Raw genomic sequence first — 19,486 nt, 5'->3', positions numbered from 1 at the left:
AGAGAAGAAAAGTGACGATGCTCTCCTTCCTGATCCGTCGACTCCTGCAAACCATTCCGACCGTGCTTGCCGTGGTGATGCTGGTCTTCGTGCTGTTCAGCGTCGTTCCCGGCAGCATCGTCTCGACCATGAGCGACGACAGCGATCCGCAGGTCGAGGCGCGCATGAAGAAGCAGCTCGGCCTCGACGAGCCCGTCTACCTGCGGTTCGGCTCCTACATTGCCAGGCTCGCGACCGGTGATTTCGGGACGTCGTTCCGGACGCGCGAGCCGGTCACGACCATGATCGCCAAGCGGATGGGGCCGACCCTGCAATTGATCTTCGCGTCCATGGCATTTGCGGTCGCGATCGGCGTGCCGCTCGGCTTCGTCGCGGCTTTGCGGCCGGGTGGTATCGTCGACAGCGCGGCGATGGTCGTGGCGGTGTCGGGTCTTTCAATGGCCAAGTTCTGGCTCGGACTGCTGCTGATGTACCTGTTCGCGTTGAAGCTCGGCTGGCTGCCGAGTTTCGGCTATGGTGATGGCGGCCTCAAAAATCTGATCCTGCCGGCCGTGACACTCGGCGTCTCGCCGATGGCGCTGCTGGCCCGGACGACGCGCGCCGCAGTCCTCGAGATCATGCACGCCGACTTTGTCCGCACGGCGCGATCGAAGGGCATGAGCGAGACGCGCGTCGTGAAGTGGCACGTGATGCGCAACGCGCTCGTCCTGATTCTCACGACAATGGGCCTGCAATTCGGCGCGCTGATGGGGCAGGCGGTCGTCGTCGAGAAACTGTTCTCCTGGCCGGGCATCGGCTCACTGCTCGTCGACAGCGTCCTGCAACGCGACATTCCCGCCGTCCAGGGCTCCATTCTCGTGGTGGTGCTGTTCTTTCTCGCGATCAACTTGCTGATCGACGTGCTTTACGGCGTGATCGATCCCAGGATCAGATACGCATGAAGCTCCGCGCCAATCTCGTCATCGGTGGTGCCTTGTTCGCGCTTGCGATCCTGGTCGGCCTGCTCGCACCCTGGCTGGCGCACACCGATCCTGTCCTGGACGCCAATTTGATGAACGCGGAAGAGCCCCCGAGCTGGACCTGGTGGTTCGGGACCGACGGGCAGGGCCGCGACATCTATTCCCGCGTCGTCTACGGCGCGCGCATCTCGCTGACGGTCGGCATCGTCTCGCAGCTCATCAACAGCGTCATCGGCGTGGCGCTGGGGCTGAGCGCCGGCTATTGGGGCGGCTGGTGGGACGACGTCGTCAACGGCCTCACCAATCTCATGCTCGCGATCCCCTCGCTGATCTTCGCGTTGGCCATCATGGCGGTGCTGGGACCCGGCCTGACCAGCCTGCTCATCGCACTTGGATTGACCAACTGGTCCTTCACCTGCAGGATCGCACGGGCCTCGGCGCTGTCGCTGAGGAGCCAGGGCTACGTGCAGGCTGCAACCGTGCTCGGCTACGGCGATGTGCGCATCATGATCACGCAGCTCTTGCCGAACATGCTCGGACCCATCGTCGTCATCGGCACGCTTGGCATGGGCAGCGCGGTCTTGTCCGAAGCCGCATTGTCGTTCCTCGGCCTCGGCGTCCGCCCGCCTTTTCCAAGCTGGGGCAGCATGCTGTCGGAAGCCCGCGACCAGATCACCACGGCGCCGTGGCTCTCGGTGTTTCCCGGCCTTGCCATCTTCCTGACGGTGCTCGGCCTCAACCTGCTCGGCGATGGCCTGCGCGACATTCTCGATCCGCAATCGCGGAGCCGGCGCACATGACGGGCTCGCCGCTGATCGAAGTCGAGGATTTGCGCATCGACCTCAACCACGGCTCCAGCCAGGTTCCCGCTGTGGAGGGCGTTTCATTCCGCATCGATCGCGGCGAGACGTTCGGCCTGGTCGGCGAATCCGGCTGCGGCAAGAGCATTACGGCGCTGGCCCTGATCGGCCTGTTGCGGCCGCCCTTGTCGATCGGCGGCGGCGTCATCCGGTTTGAGGGGCGGGAGATCCAGCGGCTCCCAGCCGCCGGGCAGCGGGCGCTGCGCGGCAACCGCATCGCCATGATCTTCCAGGAGCCGATGACGGCGCTGAATCCGGTCTCGCCGGTGGGACGGCAGATCGCCGAGATGTTCGTGCTGCATCAGGGCAAGAGCTGGCGCGAGGCCGACCAGCTGGCGGTCGAGGCGCTGGCGAGCGTCCGTGTTCCCGCGCCGGAGCGGCGCGTGAAGGACTACCCGCACCAGCTGTCGGGCGGCATGCGCCAGCGCGTGATGATCGCCATCGCGCTCGCATGCGGCCCGGATCTTCTGATCGCCGACGAGCCGACCACCGCGCTCGATGTGACCGTTCAGGCGGAGATTATCGAACTGATGCGGAATCTCTGTGCCGAGAGAGGAACGGCCATCCTGATGATCAGCCACGATCTTGGCCTGGTCGCCAATGTCTGTCGCCGCGTGGCCGTGATGTATGCCGGCCGCATCGTCGAGGAGCGCGGCTCGGCCGATATCTTCCGTGCGCCCTCGCACCCCTATACGCAAGGCCTGGTCGACTCGTTGCCGCGGCTGGGCAGCCGCGCGGCACTCGGCCGTACCAGGCTCCAGGAGATCGCGGGCGTCGTCCCGGCGATCACGGCTTTCCCTGATGGCTGCAGGTTCAATCCACGTTGTGCGCAGGCGACCGATATTTGCCGGACCACTGCGCCGGAGACGACATGGCTGGAGGCGGGCGGATTGGTGAGGTGTCACCACCATGCATGAACCGCAGGGCAGGCCGGACGGCGACGTCATTCTCAGCATCGAGGATCTCGCGGTTCATTTTCCGCTGGGGGGCGGCTTGCTGGGCCGCGGCCGGCGGCTGCTCCGTGCCGTCGACGGTGTCGATCTCAGGCTGAAGCGCGGCGAATGCCTCGGCCTCGTCGGCGAGTCCGGCTCCGGCAAGTCGACGGTCGCATTGTCGATCCTTGGTCTGCTGACCCCGACGCACGGCCGCATCGTGCTGGACGGGCAGGTCGTGACGAACAGGCAATCCGGCGATCGCAAGGCGTTGGCCCGCATCGTGCAAATGGTGTTTCAGGATCCCTACGCCTCGCTCAACCCGCGCCAGACCGTTCGCCGCACGCTCGAGGATCCCCTGCGGGTGCATGGCGTGACCGCCGCAAGCGAGATCGAGGACCGCGTCGCGACGATGCTGCGGCATGTGGGCCTGCGGCCCGAACAGGCCGACCGCTACCCGCATGAATTCTCGGGCGGCCAGCGCCAGCGCATCGGCATTGCGCGCGCCCTGATCCTCAATCCCAAGATCGTCATCTGCGACGAGCCCGTCTCGGCCCTCGATGTCTCGATCCGCGCCCAGATCATCAATCTGCTGCTGGAATTGAAGGAGACGCTCGGCCTCTCCTACATCATGATCAGCCACGACCTCGGCGTGGTCGAGCACATGAGCGACAGGGTCGCCGTGATGTATCTCGGCCGCATCGTGGAGAATGGCGACTGGCGCGAGATTTTCGAACGGCCGGCGCACCCCTATACGCAGGCCCTGATCGCCGCCATCCCCGATCCGCTGCACCATGCACCGCTGGCGACGACAGGGGGTGACCTTCCCAATCCGCTCGATCCGCCGAACGGATGCGCCTTCAGCCCACGCTGCCGTCACGCCGAAGCCGTGTGCCGGAGCGAGCCCGGTCCGTCGCTGGAGACGCGGCCGGACGGGCATGCAGTGAGGTGTTGGCGAAGTGAGGAGATTGCGGGGCAGGCGGCATTGGCCTCGACCGAAAGCGGACATCCCTAGAATGGAGAGCGCGTCCGTTGCCGCATCCCAAGTTCGCCGGCTGCCACCGCTCGCAGCGTCAATTTCTGTGGAACGTCGATGCCCGCTTTAGTGCGCTGACCATGGCCATGAGATTGACGGTCGCGGCTTCTTGGCCTCGGGCCGCTCCAGGGTTCGCGCCGGCCTTTGCGTTTGGACGACATTGGCCGACTGCCGCGGACGTGGCAGCGGTATGTCAGGTGCCACTTTGGGTTCTTCAGAGCTCACCGTTGGTGACGCTTCGGGCATCGTCATTGGTTCTTCGGGGCTCGTCGTTGGTGACGTTTCGGGGATTGCCTTTGGCTGTGAAGCGTTGGCGATGACGCGGGCGAGTTGGTCCTGACTTGCGTTGAGCCGCTCGGTGAGCGTCTGGCTTTCGCGCGCCATTTACATCTGATCGGCCTTGATCTCGAAGATGATGCCGTTGTTGCGCTCCGATTCCTCTCGACTCGCCATGAGTTGGCTTGCCAGAGTTTCATTGTCGCGGATCAATTGTTCCTGCCTCGCCTTAAGCTGTTCGACCGTTTGGCTCAAGGCAGCGAGATCACGCGCCATCGGTTGAAACTGCTGCGACAACTCGGAACGCAGGGCAACGGCGCTCGGCACGACCGCCTCCGGCGCGGCGCGAGCCAGAGGTGCTGGGTCTGAGGGAGGCATCTTTGCTGTATCAGCGGAGAATGACCACCACCAGGCAACCACACCAAGGGATGCCGCCAACAGGGAACCGACGAAAGCCACATATCGCCAATCCGCCTGAAGCGTTGCGAGGGTGATGGGGGACTGCTTGATGCTGATCGGCGCGGCCGAAGAACTGACCCTGCTTCGCGTGCCAGGTTCGACAGTTGCTCCTCCAAGCTTGCGATCTGCCCTTCCACGAGCCTGTCGTCAAACATGGAGTTCATTTGATGCTCCGTATCAAAATGCAATGGCAATCGCGTGAGAGCGATCCGCGCATCTGCGCTACGGCGAGCGAACACTCAACGCATCGGTTCCTGGGACTGCGAGGATTGTTTCTTGCCAGCCGCTCGGTGTTGATTTTTAACGCAGCCGAGGAGGGCGGAACTATGTTCGTACTTGGAGAACTACGGAAGGAGTACTGCCCCTTTCAAACGGACTTGCACCAGAACCGTCGAGCCTGACCGCCAAGCCGCGGGTTCAAGCGGTCGGACGCCGGCGCCGAAGCGCCGGCGTGCCGTCAACTTTTATTGGGCAGAAATGCCCACCGTTGTTTGCGACTTCACAACCGGCGGCGGATTCCATTTGCCGGTCAGCGCTTCCGACTTCGGCGCGTACAGGCGCATGGTCAGATTGAACGGCGCCTTCGGTGCAGGAAGCCAGTTGGCTTCGAGCTCCTTGCCGGGGCTCGCGTTCTGGAAATAGAGGTCGAGCGAGCCATCCGCATTGTACTTGAATGGCATCCAGCTAGAGACCGCAAAGCGGTTCAGCGTGTTGCCGACCTGGAAGCCGTCCTGATCATAGAGCGTGATCGACCAGAACGCGTTGACAGGCGGCGTGGCGCCCTTCTCGAAGGTGACGGTGTATTTGTTCGCGCCATCGAGCGGCTTACCGGTGTCGTCGGCGAGATTGAGCGGATAGATGGCATCCTCGACCACGTTGGCGCCAAGCCCCTGCTGCGCGACAATGGCCCGCTTCAGGTAGTAGTTGCCGTAAACACCCATCGTGTCGGTGTTCATCCCCCAGCCGTTGGCAACCCGCGCCAGCGTCGGCACCTTCCAGGCCATCAGCTTCTGCGCGTCCTGCGGTGCGGTCTCCAGCGCCCTTTGCACGGCCGGGTCGAGCTTGCCGATGTCAAAGCTCTTGCCGGGCTCGATGCCGATTTTCTTCATCTGCGCGAGGATCGGTTCGTCGGTGATGTGAGGCGGATGCAGCTTCAGCAATTCCGCGGCATAGGCGAAATACACCCCTGCCGTCATGGTATCGACCTGCGCCTTTGGCGGCGTCTTCATGTCGACGCTTGGGTCCGGCTTGAATTCGACCGGCCTGGGCGTTTTGCCATACTCGGAAAGCAGAGTGACCTTGTAGCCGGCCTGGATCTTGTGGACCGCATCATAATCCGGCGGCCCGTCGGTCTTGGTCCGGCCGATCAGCCAGACGTAGGGCGTTGGCGCGTCGATGCGTTGGGTGTCTTTTGGAAGCTTGAACTCCTCAGCGAATCTGTCGCGCAGATCCGGCCGCCAGTTCGCCGGCGCCACCAGGAACGTCCCGGCCTTGGTGCCCGTCGTGCGCCAGCCCGGCGATGCGAAGACGTCCGTCCACATGTCGAGCATCGGCAGCAGATAGTAGCGCCCATCGGTATCCGGCGCTGAGATGACAACCGGCTCCTTGGTCATGTCGAGCCAGGAGACGGAATACAGCGTATCGAAGTTGGAACGCACCACGCCTTTGAAATCCGCCGGCGGGTATTCGGGCACGTTGACGAACGTGTTCATCGGCCCCCTGAAATCGGTCGTGCCGTTGGTGAATTGCTTGCGGGATACATCCATCGACATGATGGAGTAGAAGTAAACATAGGCGTCGACCGCGATGGCGTGCGCCTCCTGTTCGGTGATCGGCGGCGCCGATTGAGCCAGCGCCGCTGGTGCTGTCGCCGCACCAAGGCAGAGAGACAATGTCAGTGGCAGGAATCCTCGAAACATCTCGAACCTCCTCTGTTGATTTTTGATTTGGATTTACGGCTTCGTTCAATTCTCCTTGTCCAACGTCGGAATCGTCTCGCCTCTCGTGACGGTCGAGCCCGGCGAATTTTCGATCAGTTGATCCACATCATATCGCGGAAGCCTTGACCCACGCGTCGCGCGCGTTCCCCGCGTCTTCGTTCGTCTCAATGACAGGGCGGAGGTGGGGCTGCCGCGTTCCGGGCGAACGCTGTTTCGGTCCCGCGCAACGTCGCGGTTACGGCGAGCATTCCGAAAATATGATTCAGCATTGCGATAGGCATGACATCATTCCTTGTACAAAAAACTACGGAACGACTTGAAACACTCGTGCTTGGGCGCGCCAGGGCGAGGCAATGTGCAATGCATCAAACGCCTGACGGCGTATGCGTGATTCGAAATGAGGCGTGGTGAAAGAGTTGCGATGAGGCGATGATAGATATTTCTTGAAACCTCCCTGCGAATGGAACGCTAGCACAACCGTCCAGTGAGGACCAGCCTTGGTCATTATTTTGTGCCTCTACCTCGTCGCGCTATGGGCCGGCGTGTACAAACGCGCTTGGCGGTACGACGGTATTTCCGGCCGAGATATCGATACCTGACGGGATGAGCCGTGACTCGCTTCGTCTGGGAATGTCCGGCAGCGCCGCTGTGTTTGCCGAGAATGCAGGCGTGATCGGCCTGTTCGCCTCGATCCTGGTGTGGGTCAGTTCCTGCACGGCGTATCTGTGAGTACGGAGGCGAACTGGAGCAGGCCGCGCGGGTTCGTCCGGGCGCGGACAACACCGGTGTTTCTGCTATAGTGCGACATTCGAACTCGCGGGGCGGCTGCTTCAAGGGTTGCAATCATGCATAGAGCATCTGGATCATTACTGTTTGTCTTCGCTTTTATTCTTTTCGGTCCGCAAGTGCGGGCGCAGCAAATTCCGGCCGAAACGATTCAGGGAATGCTGGCGGCCCAGATCCGCACACAAGGCTTCACTTGCGAAAAGCCACTCGGCGCAAAGAAGAATGCGAGGTTGTCTCGACCTGATCGCGACGTTTGGGTTCTGAAATGCAGCAACGCCAGGTTCAGAATTACCCGCGTCCCCGACATGGCGGCAAAGGTCGAACCGCTCCCCTGAGCTCTGTGCTCCCTACGGGATCGGCGCCAAGATGGCGTTGTGCCCCTGTTTTGCCCGACGAGTCAAATGTCGGCGCGGTCGCACTCACGCAATTGCGGGTTTGGTAAGCGGCTGAACTTCCTCACAGTTTCTACTGTGCATGGGGTTGTTTTCGCATTTTTTGTTTTGAGGCGGTCTACTCCGCCGCTTTCTCCCTCAGCCGCTGCGCATAGACGTTGATGACCAGCGCAACCAGCAGGATCAGGCCGCGGATCAGGATCTTCAGGAAGCTGTCGATGTTGACGTGGTCGAGGCCGTTGTTGAGGACGCCGAGCACAAACAGGCCGACGATGGTGTTGCCGATGCCGCCGCGGCCGCCGAACAGGCTGGTGCCGCCGACGACGACCGCGGCGATGGAGTCGAGCAGATAGGTGTCGAACTCGTTCTGCTGCGCGCTGCCGAAATGGGCGACGCCCAGCATGCCGCCGATGCCGGAGCACACCGCCGAGATCACCATGACGGCGCCGAGGATGAGCTTGACGTTGAGGCCGGAATATTCGGCCGCCTCGCGGTTGCCGCCGACCATGTAGACGTAGCGGCCGAAGCGCGTGTAGGTCAGCACCAGATGGCCGCCGAGCAGCATGATGGCCGCGACGATGACGATCCATGGGATGCCGCCGATCGAGCCCGAGCCGAGCGTCGTGATCAGGCCGGGCACCTTGTAGGCGATCTGGCCGCGCACCAGCAGCGCCGAGATGCCGGCCGCGATCTGCATCATCGCCAAGGTCATGATGAAGGAGGGGATGCCGATCACGGTCAGTCCCAGCGCATTGACGAGGCCGAGCAGCGCGCAGAGCAGGATCGACAGCAGGATCGCAACCGCGCCGGGCAGGGGGATGTTGGCGATGTTGACGTAGGACTCTTGCAGCGTGAAGTAGGCGACCGCGATGCCGGTGACGTTGGCGATGCTGGCGATCGAGAGGTCAATCTCGGCGCAGAGGATCACGAAGGTGAGGCCGACGGCGATGATGCCGGTCACCGACACCTGCGTCAGGATGTTGCCGAGATTGTCGAGCGTGGCGAAGGAGGGACTGGCGAAGGCGAAGAAGGCGGAGAGGAAGATCAGCGTCAGGAACGGTGCGATGTTGCGCATCTGCGAGCGCAGGAAGGGCGCGAGGCCACGCGCCCGATGAGCTTCAGCAAAGGCCGTCTCACTGCTCGCCATTGTGCTTCTCCGTCACGCCGCTTCCAGCAGGCGGTCCTTGCTGACCGGTTCGTTCTTGAACTCCCGCACCACCGCGCCGCGCTTGAGCACGAGGATGCGGTCGGCCAGCGACAGCACCGTTTCCGGCTCGGTCGACAGCACGATGATCGCGAGCCCCCTGGCGCGGAGGTCGCGGACGATGTTGATGACGTCGTTCTTGGCGCCGACATCCATGCCGCGGGTCGGCTCGCACAGCACCAGCAGTTTTGGCGGATAGGTCAGCCATTTCGCCAGCGCGACCTTCTGCTGGTTGCCGCCGGAGAGCATGCCGAGATCGAGGCCGACCACCGGCGGCCGGATCTGGAGCTGCTCGACCTGCCGTTTGGCGATGTCGCGCTCCTGCGCCGGCTTGAGCAGCAATGCGGAGATGCGGTCCAGAATGCTGATCGAGATGTTCTTGTAGACCGGCTCCTGGTGAAACAGCATGTCGCGCCGGCTTTCCGGCACCAGCGCAACGCCCGCGCGCCGGGCCGCCGCCGTGCTGGCGAAGGTCTTGGGCGTGCCCTCGACGGCGAGCGTGCCGCCGTCCGGCTTCAGCTTGCCGAACAGGATGCGCGAGAGCTCCTGCTGGCCGCAGCCCATGAAGCCGTAGATGCCGAGCACCTCGCCGGCGCGCGCCTCGAAGGAGATGTCCTTCAGGCTGCGGGCCAGCGAAAGCTGGTCGACCTTCAGGATCACCGAGCTGTCGCTCGGCTGGGGCAGCATCAGATCATCGGTGTAGCTGTGCTCGAGCGCCTCGCCGCCGCGGCCGATCATGGCCTCGATCAGCGCGCCCTTGCTGGTCGCCGCGCTCGCTGTTTCCGCGACCTTCCGTCCGTTGCGGAACACTGTCACTGTGTCCGACACGCGCAAAATGTCCTCGATGAAATGCGAGATGAAGACGATTGCAGTGCCTTCCTCGCGCAAGCGCCTGAGCGTCGCGAACAGCCGCTCGACCTCGGGCGGGGAGAGGGCGGAGGTCGGCTCGTCGAGGATGACGATGCGGGCGCCGGAGAACAGCACGCGGGCGATCTCGATCAGCTGCTGGAGCCCGATCGGAAGGTCGCCGAGCCGGCTCATCGGATCGACGTTAATGCCGAAGCGGGCAAGCTGCTCGCCGGCCTCGCGCGCCATGCGCCGCCACTGTACCAGGCCGAGGGCGTTGGTCGGCTGGTTGCCGAGGAAGACGTTCTCCGCGACCGTGAGGTCGGGCGCGACGCTGAGCTCCTGATGCACCATGGCGATCCCGGCCGCATGCGCGTCGCGCGCCGAGCGGAAATGTGTCTCCTTGCCGTCGATCAGGAAGCGGCCGGAAAATTCGGTGTGCACGCCGGCGATGATCTTCATCAGCGTGCTTTTTCCGGCGCCGTTCTCGCCGACGAGACCGTGGATCTCGCCGGGATGAAGCGCGAAGTCGACACCACGAAGCGCCTCGACGCCGCCGAAGCTCTTCGTGATGCCTTGCAGTTCCAGGATGGGCGAATGATCCTCTCGCATGGAGGCTCAGATCAGGAAATGATCCTGCATCCACTGCATTCCGGCGGCGTTGGCCTTGGTCACGACCGGGCCGTCGGTGACGACGTTCTTGGGGATGCCCTGTCCGCTCTTCTCGCCGCCGACCACGGCGGAAACGCCCGCGATGATCGCGCCGCCATGGATGCGGCAGGACGGATTGCGCACGGTCGCGAACATGCGGCCCTCGCTCACCGCCTGGATCGCGGGCGGCATCGCGTCGACACCGCCGATCAGGATGTTGGTGCGATTGCGCGCCTTCATGATGTTGGCGGCGGCGAGCGCCATGTCGTCATTGTGGAAGAACGCCGCGTCGATCTGCGGATATTTCGTCAGGTACGTTTCCCAGAGGCGCGCGGTCTTCGACACGTCCCAGTCGGCCGGCTGGGTGTCGAGCACCTCGATGCCGGGAAATTGCTTCACGACACTGGTGAAGCCCTTGGCGCGCCCTTGCGCGCCGGTATGGCCGAGCGCGCCCTGCGTCATGATGATCTTGCCCTTGCCGCCCATGGCGTTGCACAGCGCCTGCGTCACCGAGGCGCCCATGAACTCGTTGTCGGGGGCGAGGAAGGAGTGGACGTTGATCTGGTCGAGCGGAGCAATCAGCGTGTCCATGTCGATCACGGGCGTGCCGGCATCGATCATCTTCTGCACCGGCTGGGTGAGGGTGCCGATGCCGAAGGCCTGGATCGCGACGAAATCCCATTTCTGCGAGGCCATGTTGTCGATCGCGGCGCGCTGCTTCACCGCATCGAGCTGGCCGTCGAACCAGGTGACTTCGACGTTGAACAGCTTGCCCCAGAATTCCGCGGCCTGCTTGCCCTGCGCGCACCAGGTCGCCTGGAGGCCCGCGTTCGAGAACGCCGCCTTCAGCGGCTTCTCGGATCGTCCGACCTCGGCTGCCAATGCGGGGTTTATGCCCATGCTGCCGAGGATGGCAGTTGCGGCGCCGGCGGTCGCTGCCGCCTGAAGAAGATCGCGCCTCGTCGTCGAGAAATCTTTCGTCCCGGACATCGCTCGCTCCCATATATTTATCGTCGGCGCGTCATTGATTGCGCGACCGATGTCCGAAAGTGTCTCACAAGAGTTGATGCCACTCAATCTGCAATCAGTCGCGAGATCGCCGCAGCCGCGTTGGTGCAGCGCAAAGCGTCAGGCCTGAGCGGCGGCGTATATGTCGATGTCCACGAGCAACGTGTCCCAGGCCTGCGCGATATCTGGCGCCCATTCGGCGCCGAGCAGCTCGCGCAGCGTATCCCTGATGACGGCGAAGAAGGCGATGAACAGCGCGCGCGGCGTGCCATAGGCATCGTGCGAGACGACCTCGCAGGCGATCAGCCGGAAATGGCCACGGCGCTCACCGGCGAAGTCGAGGATCGCCTCGATCGTCAGCGCAAGCATCGATCCCTTCACCAGCTCGCTGCCTTGCGAGCGGAACATCGCTCGCGTTTCCAGGTGCTCAGTGAAAAGACGTTGGTAGACCAGCGGCGTGAGATCCGCGCAGCGCAAGGCCGCGCGTTCAAAGCTCCGTTCGATCGGATTGGGGGAGACATTCATCGGCGTAGGCGCCATGCAGGCAAAAAAAAGAGCGGGGCCCTAGCCCCGCTCAAAAATTGTGTCGACCCTATTATCCCCGATTCTAAGATTTGCTCTTGATTGACGGGGCGACGCTGCGTTTTGCGCGCCAGGGGCTCCTCCCGAGACTTGGACCACCAGACTTCGACCTCTCGGCCAGCCTGAGCAAGAGGGATGCTAGATCAACTTTTCTCACTTGTCATCATTTTCGGCAACGAATGTTCAAAATAAGAGCAGTTAACGAAACGATCGGGCTTTTAGCCATGTAAGCATATGACAAATATAAGAAATCTGTGGATGGGCGGGGCGGGTCGACTGCCTCAAATGCCGGACCCGACCCCCGACGGGGCGCTCCGACCACAGTTTTCGGCAAATTTGCGCTGGGCCAAGCGGGCGGCGGAACTGACCTCGACTCAGGTCCCGGCGGGTGTTTAGTTAGCGCACGAACGAATGGTTCGGTGGATGCGCGCACGGCTGCAAAAATTCCTACCCCTGGTCCTGCTCGCCCTGGTGATGCAGGTGCTGGCGCCGATTGCCGCCTGTTGGGCGGCCGGTCAGGCCATTGCCGATCCGCTGTCCGCCGCCGTCATCTGCCACAGCGCGAATGAACAGGGCGGCCTGAACGATCAGACCGGCACCCCAACCGCGCATGGCGCTGCGTGCGCGCTCTGCTGTCTGGCCCAGGCCAACGCGTCGCTCGATTCGTCGCCAGAGGTTGCGCTGGCCGTTCCCTTCCGCCACGCCGAGCGCGTGGCGTGGCACGTGGCGGATACGTCCGCTGTTTCCGTCCATAAGGGCGGAAGTGCCCAGGCGCGCGCGCCTCCAAGCTTTTCCTGACGACCCTCGGTGTCGCCGCGGTCCGTCCGCTGGCGATTGATGCTGTCGAACAGCCGGGATGAAAGCCGGCGTCAGGAATGCCTCATGTTACGTTGTCATGCCCGCCGTGGCGTGAGCATCGTTGCCGTTCAGGCCGCGCTGCTTGCGTCGTCGAGCGGAGCCTTCGCCCAAAGCAGCAGCGCAGTGCTGCCGCCGGTGACCGTCGACGCGCCCGCCGCAGTGAAGCCCAAGCCACGCAAGCCGGCGGTGAATACGGCCGCCGCCAGGAGCCGGTCGGCAAAGCCCGCCGGCGAGCGGGCGGCTCCCACCCTCACGGGCGAGCAGGGGACGGGCAGTGCCCGCGCGTCACTGGAACCGCCGGCTGCCGTGGCGCGCTATCAATTGCCGCAGCGGTCGTTCAGCATCACCGCGAGGGAGATGGATGAGACCATCAACCTCAAGGACCCCGAGGACGCCGTCAAATACATGCCGAGCCTGTTCGTGCGGAAGCGCAACGACGGCGACAACCAGGCGGTGCTGGCGACGCGAAGCTGGGGCGTGAACTCCAGCGCGCGCACGCTGATCTATTACGACGACCTCCTCATCTCGGCGCTTATCGGCAACAACAACACGAACTCCTCGCCACGGTGGAACCTGATCTCGCCTGAAGCGATCGGTCGGGTCGACTACCTCAATGGCCCGTTCGCCGCGGCCTATCCCGGCAATTCGATCGGCGGCGTGTTGCTGATCTCGTCCAAGATGCCGGACAGGCCCTTTGCGGTCGCCAAGGAAACGGTCTCGGTGATGCCGTGGAATCAGTACGGCACCAAGGACACCTACGTGACCAGCCAGACCAGTGCGGCCGCGGGCAATCGCGACGGCAAGCTGTCCTGGCTTGTCAGCGCCAATTATCTCGACAGTTTTCAGCAGCCGTTGACCTATACGACGAGCAGCACGATCCCGGCCGGTACGACCGGCACGTTTCCCGCGCTGAACAAGCAAGGCGTTCCCGCCAATGTTGTCGGCACGGGCATCCTCGCGCATTCGCAGCAGACTTCCGGAAATATCCGCCTCGCCTATGACGTAACGGCGCAGGTGCAGGCGACTTATTCATTCGGGATATGGAACAACCATCTGGTCTCCGATCCCCAGACCTACCTGCGGTCGGCGGCGACCGGGCTGCCGACCTTCAACAACATCACGACCTTCGCGAACGCCAAATATATCTGGGACGAAACCCATGTGAGCAACGCGGTCGCGATCAAGAGCGACACCAAGGGCACTTTCGATTTCGATCTGTCGGCGTCGAGCTACAATTATCTCGAGGACACCCAGCTCAATCCCTATACCGTAACTCCCACCGGCGTCGGCTTCTCGCAGAACGGCAAGATCCAGCGCATGGACGGCACCAACTGGCAGAACGCCGACGCCAAGGGCATCTGGCGCCCGCTCGGTTACGGCGGGGCGCACGAGATCAGCTTCGGCATCCACGGCGATCGGTACCGCCTGGAAAACCCGACCTATGGCTCGGCCGTCTGGTATCAGGCCTCGACCGGCACGGGACAGCTTTACGCGAACAATCAGGGGGAAACCCGCACCGGCGCGCTCTGGCTCCAGGATGCCTGGAAGATCCAGCCCGATCTGAAATTGACCTTGGGCGGGCGGCTGGAGACCTGGCAATCGCTCGATGGTCAGAACGTCGTGACCTTGGCCAGCGGGACGGGTGTCATCACCTCGTCGTTCACGAAGAACCAGCCGGGCCTTGCGTCGACGAATTTCTCGCCGAAGGCGTCGCTCTCCTACGACCCGAACAAGGATTGGAACATCACGGTCAATTTCGGCGAGGCCTATCGCTACCCGACCGTTCTCGAACTGTATCAGAACGTGACCGTCGGCAATACGATCACGGTAGCCAATCCCTTCCTGAAACCCGAGCAGGACTTTACCGGCGAGCTCAATATCGAGCGTCACTGGAATGATGGCCGGGTCCGGTTGACCCTGTTCAGGGAGCGGACCAACAGCGCGATCATTGCGCAGACCAACATGATCAACGCGACCCAGAGCGCGACCACGTTCAGCAATGTCGATGCGATCAGGTTGCAGGGTGTCGAGTTGTCCGCCGACAAGGACAACGTTCTCATGAACGGTCTACAGTTGTTCGGCAGCGTGACTTACGTCGATTCCCGAATTCTGGCCGATACAAGCTGGGCAGGCGTTGATCCTCTGACGAACCTTGCCACGACCGCCGTCGGCAAGCGCGTGCCTTACGTCCCGGACTGGCGCGCCAAATTCGGTGTCACCTATCGGCCGAACGAGAATTGGGCTTATACCGTTGCCGCACGCTACAGCGGCAAGCAGTACTCGACGCTGGACAACACTGACCGTGTCTCCCACGTCTACGGCGCATTCGATAACTTTTTCGTTGTGGACTTGAAGATGCACTATAACGCGACGAAGAATTTCGCGTTCGACTTCGGCATCGATAATCTCTTCAACGAGCAGTATTTCCTGTTCCATCCGTTCCCGGGGCGAACCTTCGTTCTCGCCGGCAAGTACACGTTCTGACGGGTGGGATGATGTTCACGACGACAAGAAAGGCAAACGACATGAACAGGCTCTCACGCATGCTCGCGCTCGCAGCGCTCTCCGCCGCAATGTTTGCAGCCCCGGTGCGCGCCGACGACGTCAAGGCCGGCGATCTCGTCATCTCGCAGGCGTGGAGCCGGGCGACGCCTGGTGGCGCCAAGGTCGCGGGCGGCTATCTCACCATCGAGAACAAGGGCTCAGTGGCGGACAAGCTGGTCAGCGTTTCCGCCGATATCGCCGGCAAGGCCGAGGTCCACGAGATGGCGATGGACAATGGTGTGATGAAGATGCGTCATCTCGACAAGGGGCTGGCGATCGAGCCGGGCAAGACCGTGAAGTTCGCGCCCGGCGGCTATCATTTGATGCTCCAGGAGCTGAAGGGTCCGTTCAAGCAGGGCGACAAGGTGCCGGTGACGCTTCAGTTCGAGAAGGCCGGCAAGGTCGCCGTCTCCCTGGACGTCCAGGGCGTCGGCGCGCAGGCGCCCGGCGATGGCGGGCACATGATGAAGAAAATGCCGGACCATTCGGGAATGAAGATGTGACGAGCGTGATCAGAACCTTCGGGAGAGCGAACATGTCGAAGCGAACCTGGCTGATCCTTCTCGGCGTGCTTGCGGCAGCGCCGGCAAGTGCGCACGTCTTCCTCGAAGGCAAGCAGGCGAGTGTGGGGGCATCGTACAAGGCCGTCTTCGCCGTGCCGCATGGCTGCGCAGGCTCGCCCACGGTGAAGATCCGCGTCCAGATCCCGGAAGGGGTGATCGCGGTGAAGCCGATGCCGAAGGCGGGCTGGAGCGTCGATGTCGTCGAGGGCAAATATGCCAGCGAGTACGACTATCACGGCAACAGGCTCTCCTCGGGCGTCAAGGAAGTGTCGTGGTCCGGCGGCAAGCTGCCGGACAAGAACTATGACGAGTTCGTCATGCACACAGTCCTGACCGACAAGCTCAAGCCGAACACGACCCTGTACTTCCCCGTCGTCCAGGAGTGCGAGACCGGCGTCAGCCGCTGGATCGAAATTCCGGCGGAGGGGGCAGGGCATTCGCACGAGGGCAAGTCGCCGGCGCCTGGCGTGAAGCTGTTGCCAAAACCCTGATGCGCCTTCTCGCCGCACTCGCGACGCTGCTCCTGATTGTCGGCTTCGCGACCGGCGCGTCGGCGCATGCGGCGCTCGTCTCGGTCGCGCCGGCGAGCGGCAGCATCCTGAAGACCGCGCCGAAGGCGGTGGAGCTGCGTTTCAACGAGGCGGTGACGCCGGGCGCGATTCTGCTGATCGACGGCGCGGGCAGGGCGCGGGACGATGCAAGCGTCAGCGCGTCGGGCGAGACAATTTGGGTCGCGATGCCGCCGGACCTGCCGCAGGGAACGGCGGTGGTCAGCTATCGCGTGATCTCCGAGGACGGCCATCCCGTCGCGGGATCGGTGGTCTTTTCGATCGGCACGCCGACCGCGACGAAGCCTTCGGCCACTGCGGATAGCGGATTGAACGCGCTGATCTGGCTGGTGCGGGTCGGTCTCTATCTCGGGCTGTTCGTCGGTGTCGGCGGCGTGTTCTTTGCGCGCTGGATTGCATGGTCGATGACGGGAACGGCCGTGGCGCGTGTCGCGCTCGTGATTGGCCTGCCGAGCGCTGTTGTCGCCCTTGGCGTCCTGGGCCTCGATCTCCTCGGCTTGCCGCCAGCGGCTCTCGCGACCGTTACCCCCTGGAAGGTTGCGTCCGCGACGAGCGCCGGTCCCGCAGTGCTGGTCGCCGTTACCGCGATGCTGCTGGCGATGCTGGCGCTGCGTGGTGCGTGGTACGCGCGGGCGCTTGCGGCCATCGCGTTTGTCGGCGTCGGCTTGTCGCTGGCCATGACCGGACACGCCGCAACGGCACCGCCCGAAATGGTGACACGGCCGGCGATCTTCCTCCACGGCCTCGGCGTTGCGTTCTGGATCGGGGCGCTGGCCCCGCTTGCTGCACTCGTCTCGAAGCCGGGGGCGGCATTGCCCGTCGTGAACCGCTTCTCCCGGATCGCCGTGCCTGTCGTCGCGATGCTGGCTTTGACCGGTCTTGCGCTCGCGGTCGTCCAGCTTGAAAAGCCGGCTGCGCTGGTCGAGACCCGCTACGGCCTCATCCTCTCGATCAAGCTCGCGCTGGTCGCTGCACTATTGGCGCTGGCCGCGCTCAATCGCGTTCGCCTGACCCCGGCGCTGGCACGGGACGAGGCGGCTGCACCGGCGCTGAAGCGCTCGATCCTGCTCGAATGCGTGCTCGGCCTCGCGATCCTTGCCGTCGTCGCCGGCTGGCGCTTCACGCCGCCGCCACGGACGATCGTTCCGGAGACGCCGCTGGCGATCCACATCCACACCGACAAGGCGATGTTCCAGGTCCTGGTTTCGCCGGGCAAGGCCGGCGTCGATGACTTCGTGCTCCAGCTCATGACCGGTGAAGCGACGCCGCTGGCGGCCAAGGAGGTGACGCTGACCCTGAGCCTGCCCGAGCGCGGTATCGAGCCGATGGAGCGGAACGCCTCGCTCGGGCCGGACGGCAATTGGCACGTGCGCAAGGTCGAGCTGCCCGTTGCCGGCCGCTGGCATGTGCGGATCGATGCGCTGGTGACCGACTTCGAGAAGATCACGCTCGAGGACGAGTTCGAAGTGACGCCGTAAGGGGCGCTGCTGCGGCTCGAGCTGAATCTGAAGTCGACGGAAAAATGACGAGGAATTCCGCCGTGTTAGCGGCTTTTCCTCATTCCCGGTCTTGTGTTTTCGCTCCCAATCCGGTTTCACTGCAACCCCTCACTGATTCCCAGAGTGTTGCCATGCGGTTGTCGCGGTTCTTTCTGCCCATCCTGAAGGAAAATCCGAAAGAGGCGGAGATCGTCTCGCACCGGCTGATGCTGCGTGCCGGCATGATCCGACAGGAGGCGGCCGGCATCTATGCCTGGCTGCCGCTGGGCTTCCGCGTGCTGAAGAAGATCGAGCAGATCGTGCGCGAGGAGCAGGACCGCTCCGGTGTGCTGGAACTGCTGATGCCGACGCTCCAGCTCGCCGACCTCTGGCGAGAGAGCGGCCGCTACGACGCCTACGGCCCGGAGATGCTGCGCATCGCCGACCGCCACAAGCGCGAGCTGCTGTACGGGCCGACCAACGAGGAAATGATCACCGAGATCTTCCGCGCCTATGTGAAGTCCTACAAGAACCTGCCGCTGAATCTCTATCATATCCAATGGAAATTCCGCGACGAGCAGCGCCCGCGCTTCGGCGTGATGCGCGGCCGCGAATTCCTGATGAAGGATGCCTATTCCTTCGACCTCAACGAGGCCGCGGCGCGCGTCGCCTACAACAAGATGTTCGTCGCATACTTGCGCACCTTCGCGCGGATGGGGCTGAAGGCGATCCCGATGCGCGCCGAGACCGGCCCGATCGGCGGCGATCTCAGCCACGAATTCATTGTGCTCGCCGAAACCGGCGAATCCGGCGTGTTCATCAATCGCGACGTGCTGGACCTGCCGGTGCCGGGTGAGGACGTCGATTATGAGAGCGACCTCACACCGATCATCAAGCAATGGACGTCGGTCTACGCTGCGACCGAGGACGTGCACGACGCCGCGCGGTTCGAGCAGGAAGTGCCCTCTGACAAGCGCCTGAACACCCGCGGCATCGAGGTCGGCCAGATCTTCTATTTTGGCACGAAGTATTCCGAGCCGATGAAGGCGATGGTGGCGGGGCCCGACGGCGTCGACGTGCCGATCCATGGCGGCTCCTACGGTGTCGGCGTCTCGCGCCTGCTCGGCGCCATCATCGAGGCCTGCCATGACGATGCCGGCATCAAATGGCCGGAAGCTGTCGCCCCGTTCCGCGCGGTGGTGCTGAACCTCAAGCAGGGCGATGCCGCGGTCGATGCGGCCTGCGAGAAGCTCTATACGGAGCTCCAGGCCAAGGGCGTCGACGTGCTCTACGACGACACCGATCAGCGCGCCGGCGCCAAATTCGCCGCTGCCGACCTGATCGGCATCCCCTGGCAGATCATGATCGGGCCGAAGGGGCTCGCCGACGGCAAGGTCGAGCTCAAGCGCCGCAGCGACGGCTCGCGCGAGACCATGTCGCCTGCGGACGCGGTCGCCCGGCTGGTCGGCTGAATATTGTTCATCGCCCGATATCGCGGCCGCCAATCCGGCCACAATTGACCCCGAATCATGGGATTATCGAG

At 63.4% G+C, this 19,486-nt stretch carries 18 protein-coding genes; 12 read left to right on the top strand and 6 right to left on the bottom strand.

Features of this window, described 5'->3' with window-relative positions; all coding sequences use genetic code 11:
* The first annotated feature begins 17 nt into the window (after nucleotides 1-17).
* The 4 genes from XI09_RS42080 to XI09_RS42065 are packed head-to-tail and all read left to right on the top strand — an operon-like array spanning nucleotide 18 to nucleotide 3,766.
* A complete protein-coding gene (locus XI09_RS42080) occupies nucleotides 18-941 on the top strand; it encodes an ABC transporter permease (RefSeq protein WP_271572441.1) in 924 nt (307 codons plus the stop codon).
* Nucleotides 938-1,759, top strand: coding sequence for an ABC transporter permease (locus XI09_RS42075; RefSeq protein ID WP_271572204.1), 822 nt, complete (start codon nucleotides 938-940; stop codon nucleotides 1,757-1,759). The genes XI09_RS42080 and XI09_RS42075 overlap by 4 nt, the downstream gene beginning before the upstream one ends.
* Nucleotides 1,756-2,736, top strand: coding sequence for an ABC transporter ATP-binding protein (locus XI09_RS42070; RefSeq protein ID WP_271572203.1), 981 nt, complete (start codon nucleotides 1,756-1,758; stop codon nucleotides 2,734-2,736). Before XI09_RS42075 ends, XI09_RS42070 begins: the two co-directional genes overlap by 4 nt.
* A complete protein-coding gene (locus XI09_RS42065; protein ID WP_271572202.1) occupies nucleotides 2,729-3,766 on the top strand; it encodes an ABC transporter ATP-binding protein in 1,038 nt (345 codons plus the stop codon). The genes XI09_RS42070 and XI09_RS42065 overlap by 8 nt, the downstream gene beginning before the upstream one ends.
* A 405-nt stretch (nucleotides 3,767-4,171) precedes the next feature.
* Here the strand turns inward: XI09_RS42065 and XI09_RS42060 are convergent, their stop codons facing one another.
* Nucleotides 4,172-4,522 (bottom strand): hypothetical protein, encoded by a 351-nt coding sequence (locus tag XI09_RS42060; RefSeq protein WP_271572201.1) that lies wholly within the window; start codon nucleotides 4,520-4,522, stop codon nucleotides 4,172-4,174.
* A gap of 464 nt (nucleotides 4,523-4,986) precedes the next feature.
* On the bottom strand, nucleotides 4,987-6,441 hold the full coding sequence (locus XI09_RS42055) for a DUF1254 domain-containing protein (RefSeq protein ID WP_271572200.1): 1,455 nt from the start codon (nucleotides 6,439-6,441) through the stop codon (nucleotides 4,987-4,989).
* 624 nt (nucleotides 6,442-7,065) lie between these two features.
* Between XI09_RS42055 and XI09_RS42050 the strand changes: the two genes are divergently transcribed.
* Both XI09_RS42050 and XI09_RS42045 read left to right on the top strand, forming a co-directional pair.
* Nucleotides 7,066-7,191: a hypothetical protein gene (locus XI09_RS42050; RefSeq protein WP_271572199.1), complete on the top strand. Its 126-nt coding sequence runs from the start codon at nucleotides 7,066-7,068 to the stop codon at nucleotides 7,189-7,191.
* 116 nt (nucleotides 7,192-7,307) lie between these two features.
* Nucleotides 7,308-7,583 carry a hypothetical protein gene (locus XI09_RS42045; protein WP_271572198.1) on the top strand — a complete coding sequence of 92 codons (276 nt, stop codon included), beginning with the start codon at nucleotides 7,308-7,310 and terminating at the stop codon, nucleotides 7,581-7,583.
* A 175-nt stretch (nucleotides 7,584-7,758) separates the two neighbouring features.
* Here the strand turns inward: XI09_RS42045 and XI09_RS42040 are convergent, their stop codons facing one another.
* The 4 genes from XI09_RS42040 to XI09_RS42025 form a co-directional block, all read right to left on the bottom strand.
* A complete protein-coding gene (locus tag XI09_RS42040; protein ID WP_271572197.1) occupies nucleotides 7,759-8,787 on the bottom strand; it encodes an ABC transporter permease in 1,029 nt (342 codons plus the stop codon).
* Between the two features lie 12 nt (nucleotides 8,788-8,799).
* Nucleotides 8,800-10,302 (bottom strand): sugar ABC transporter ATP-binding protein, encoded by a 1,503-nt coding sequence (locus tag XI09_RS42035; RefSeq protein WP_271572196.1) that lies wholly within the window; start codon nucleotides 10,300-10,302, stop codon nucleotides 8,800-8,802.
* Nucleotides 10,303-10,308: 6 nt separating this feature from the next.
* Entirely contained in the window at nucleotides 10,309-11,331 is a 1,023-nt protein-coding gene (locus XI09_RS42030) for a sugar ABC transporter substrate-binding protein (RefSeq protein WP_271572195.1), read from the bottom strand.
* Between the two features lie 138 nt (nucleotides 11,332-11,469).
* On the bottom strand, nucleotides 11,470-11,874 hold the full coding sequence (locus tag XI09_RS42025; RefSeq protein WP_271572194.1) for a globin: 405 nt from the start codon (nucleotides 11,872-11,874) through the stop codon (nucleotides 11,470-11,472).
* A gap of 480 nt (nucleotides 11,875-12,354) precedes the next feature.
* Between XI09_RS42025 and XI09_RS42020 the strand changes: the two genes are divergently transcribed.
* From XI09_RS42020 to proS, 6 genes are all read left to right on the top strand, one after another.
* Nucleotides 12,355-12,729 (top strand): DUF2946 domain-containing protein, encoded by a 375-nt coding sequence (locus XI09_RS42020; protein ID WP_271572193.1) that lies wholly within the window; start codon nucleotides 12,355-12,357, stop codon nucleotides 12,727-12,729.
* 84 nt (nucleotides 12,730-12,813) lie between these two features.
* Nucleotides 12,814-15,273 carry a TonB-dependent receptor domain-containing protein gene (locus XI09_RS42015; RefSeq protein WP_271572192.1) on the top strand — a complete coding sequence of 820 codons (2,460 nt, stop codon included), beginning with the start codon at nucleotides 12,814-12,816 and terminating at the stop codon, nucleotides 15,271-15,273.
* A gap of 41 nt (nucleotides 15,274-15,314) precedes the next feature.
* Nucleotides 15,315-15,836, top strand: coding sequence for a copper chaperone PCu(A)C (locus tag XI09_RS42010; protein WP_271572191.1), 522 nt, complete (start codon nucleotides 15,315-15,317; stop codon nucleotides 15,834-15,836).
* Nucleotides 15,837-15,868: 32 nt separating this feature from the next.
* Nucleotides 15,869-16,387, top strand: coding sequence for a YcnI family copper-binding membrane protein (locus tag XI09_RS42005; protein ID WP_271572190.1), 519 nt, complete (start codon nucleotides 15,869-15,871; stop codon nucleotides 16,385-16,387).
* Complete coding sequence (locus tag XI09_RS42000; protein WP_271572189.1) at nucleotides 16,387-17,943, top strand: copper resistance CopC/CopD family protein; 1,557 nt, start codon at nucleotides 16,387-16,389, stop codon at nucleotides 17,941-17,943. The genes XI09_RS42005 and XI09_RS42000 overlap by 1 nt, the downstream gene beginning before the upstream one ends.
* A gap of 152 nt (nucleotides 17,944-18,095) precedes the next feature.
* Nucleotides 18,096-19,415 (top strand): proline--tRNA ligase, encoded by a 1,320-nt coding sequence (proS, locus tag XI09_RS41995; RefSeq protein WP_271572188.1) that lies wholly within the window; start codon nucleotides 18,096-18,098, stop codon nucleotides 19,413-19,415.
* Nucleotides 19,416-19,486 lie beyond the last annotated feature (71 nt).

Source organism: Bradyrhizobium sp. CCBAU 11386 (assembly GCF_028128955.1).
Taxonomy (GTDB): domain Bacteria; phylum Pseudomonadota; class Alphaproteobacteria; order Rhizobiales; family Xanthobacteraceae; genus Bradyrhizobium.
This window is presented reverse-complemented; position numbering and strand designations above follow the sequence as displayed.

Excerpts from the sequence above, each read along its gene's own strand:
- XI09_RS42080 (WP_271572441.1), top strand. The coding sequence starts at position 18 with ATGCTCTCCTTCCTGATCCGTCGACTCCTGCAAACCATTCCGACCGTG.
- XI09_RS42075 (WP_271572204.1), top strand. The coding sequence starts at position 938 with ATGAAGCTCCGCGCCAATCTCGTCATCGGTGGTGCCTTGTTCGCGCTT.
- XI09_RS42070 (WP_271572203.1), top strand. The coding sequence starts at position 1,756 with ATGACGGGCTCGCCGCTGATCGAAGTCGAGGATTTGCGCATCGACCTC.
- XI09_RS42065 (WP_271572202.1), top strand. The coding sequence starts at position 2,729 with ATGCATGAACCGCAGGGCAGGCCGGACGGCGACGTCATTCTCAGCATC.
- XI09_RS42055 (WP_271572200.1), bottom strand. The coding sequence starts at position 6,441 with ATGTTTCGAGGATTCCTGCCACTGACATTGTCTCTCTGCCTTGGTGCG.
- XI09_RS42050 (WP_271572199.1), top strand. The coding sequence starts at position 7,066 with ATGAGCCGTGACTCGCTTCGTCTGGGAATGTCCGGCAGCGCCGCTGTG.
- XI09_RS42045 (WP_271572198.1), top strand. The coding sequence starts at position 7,308 with ATGCATAGAGCATCTGGATCATTACTGTTTGTCTTCGCTTTTATTCTT.
- XI09_RS42040 (WP_271572197.1), bottom strand. The coding sequence starts at position 8,787 with ATGGCGAGCAGTGAGACGGCCTTTGCTGAAGCTCATCGGGCGCGTGGC.
- XI09_RS42035 (WP_271572196.1), bottom strand. The coding sequence starts at position 10,302 with ATGCGAGAGGATCATTCGCCCATCCTGGAACTGCAAGGCATCACGAAG.
- XI09_RS42030 (WP_271572195.1), bottom strand. The coding sequence starts at position 11,331 with ATGTCCGGGACGAAAGATTTCTCGACGACGAGGCGCGATCTTCTTCAG.
- XI09_RS42025 (WP_271572194.1), bottom strand. The coding sequence starts at position 11,874 with ATGAATGTCTCCCCCAATCCGATCGAACGGAGCTTTGAACGCGCGGCC.
- XI09_RS42020 (WP_271572193.1), top strand. The coding sequence starts at position 12,355 with ATGCGCGCACGGCTGCAAAAATTCCTACCCCTGGTCCTGCTCGCCCTG.
- XI09_RS42015 (WP_271572192.1), top strand. The coding sequence starts at position 12,814 with ATGTTACGTTGTCATGCCCGCCGTGGCGTGAGCATCGTTGCCGTTCAG.
- XI09_RS42010 (WP_271572191.1), top strand. The coding sequence starts at position 15,315 with ATGAACAGGCTCTCACGCATGCTCGCGCTCGCAGCGCTCTCCGCCGCA.
- XI09_RS42005 (WP_271572190.1), top strand. The coding sequence starts at position 15,869 with ATGTCGAAGCGAACCTGGCTGATCCTTCTCGGCGTGCTTGCGGCAGCG.
- XI09_RS42000 (WP_271572189.1), top strand. The coding sequence starts at position 16,387 with ATGCGCCTTCTCGCCGCACTCGCGACGCTGCTCCTGATTGTCGGCTTC.
- proS (WP_271572188.1), top strand. The coding sequence starts at position 18,096 with ATGCGGTTGTCGCGGTTCTTTCTGCCCATCCTGAAGGAAAATCCGAAA.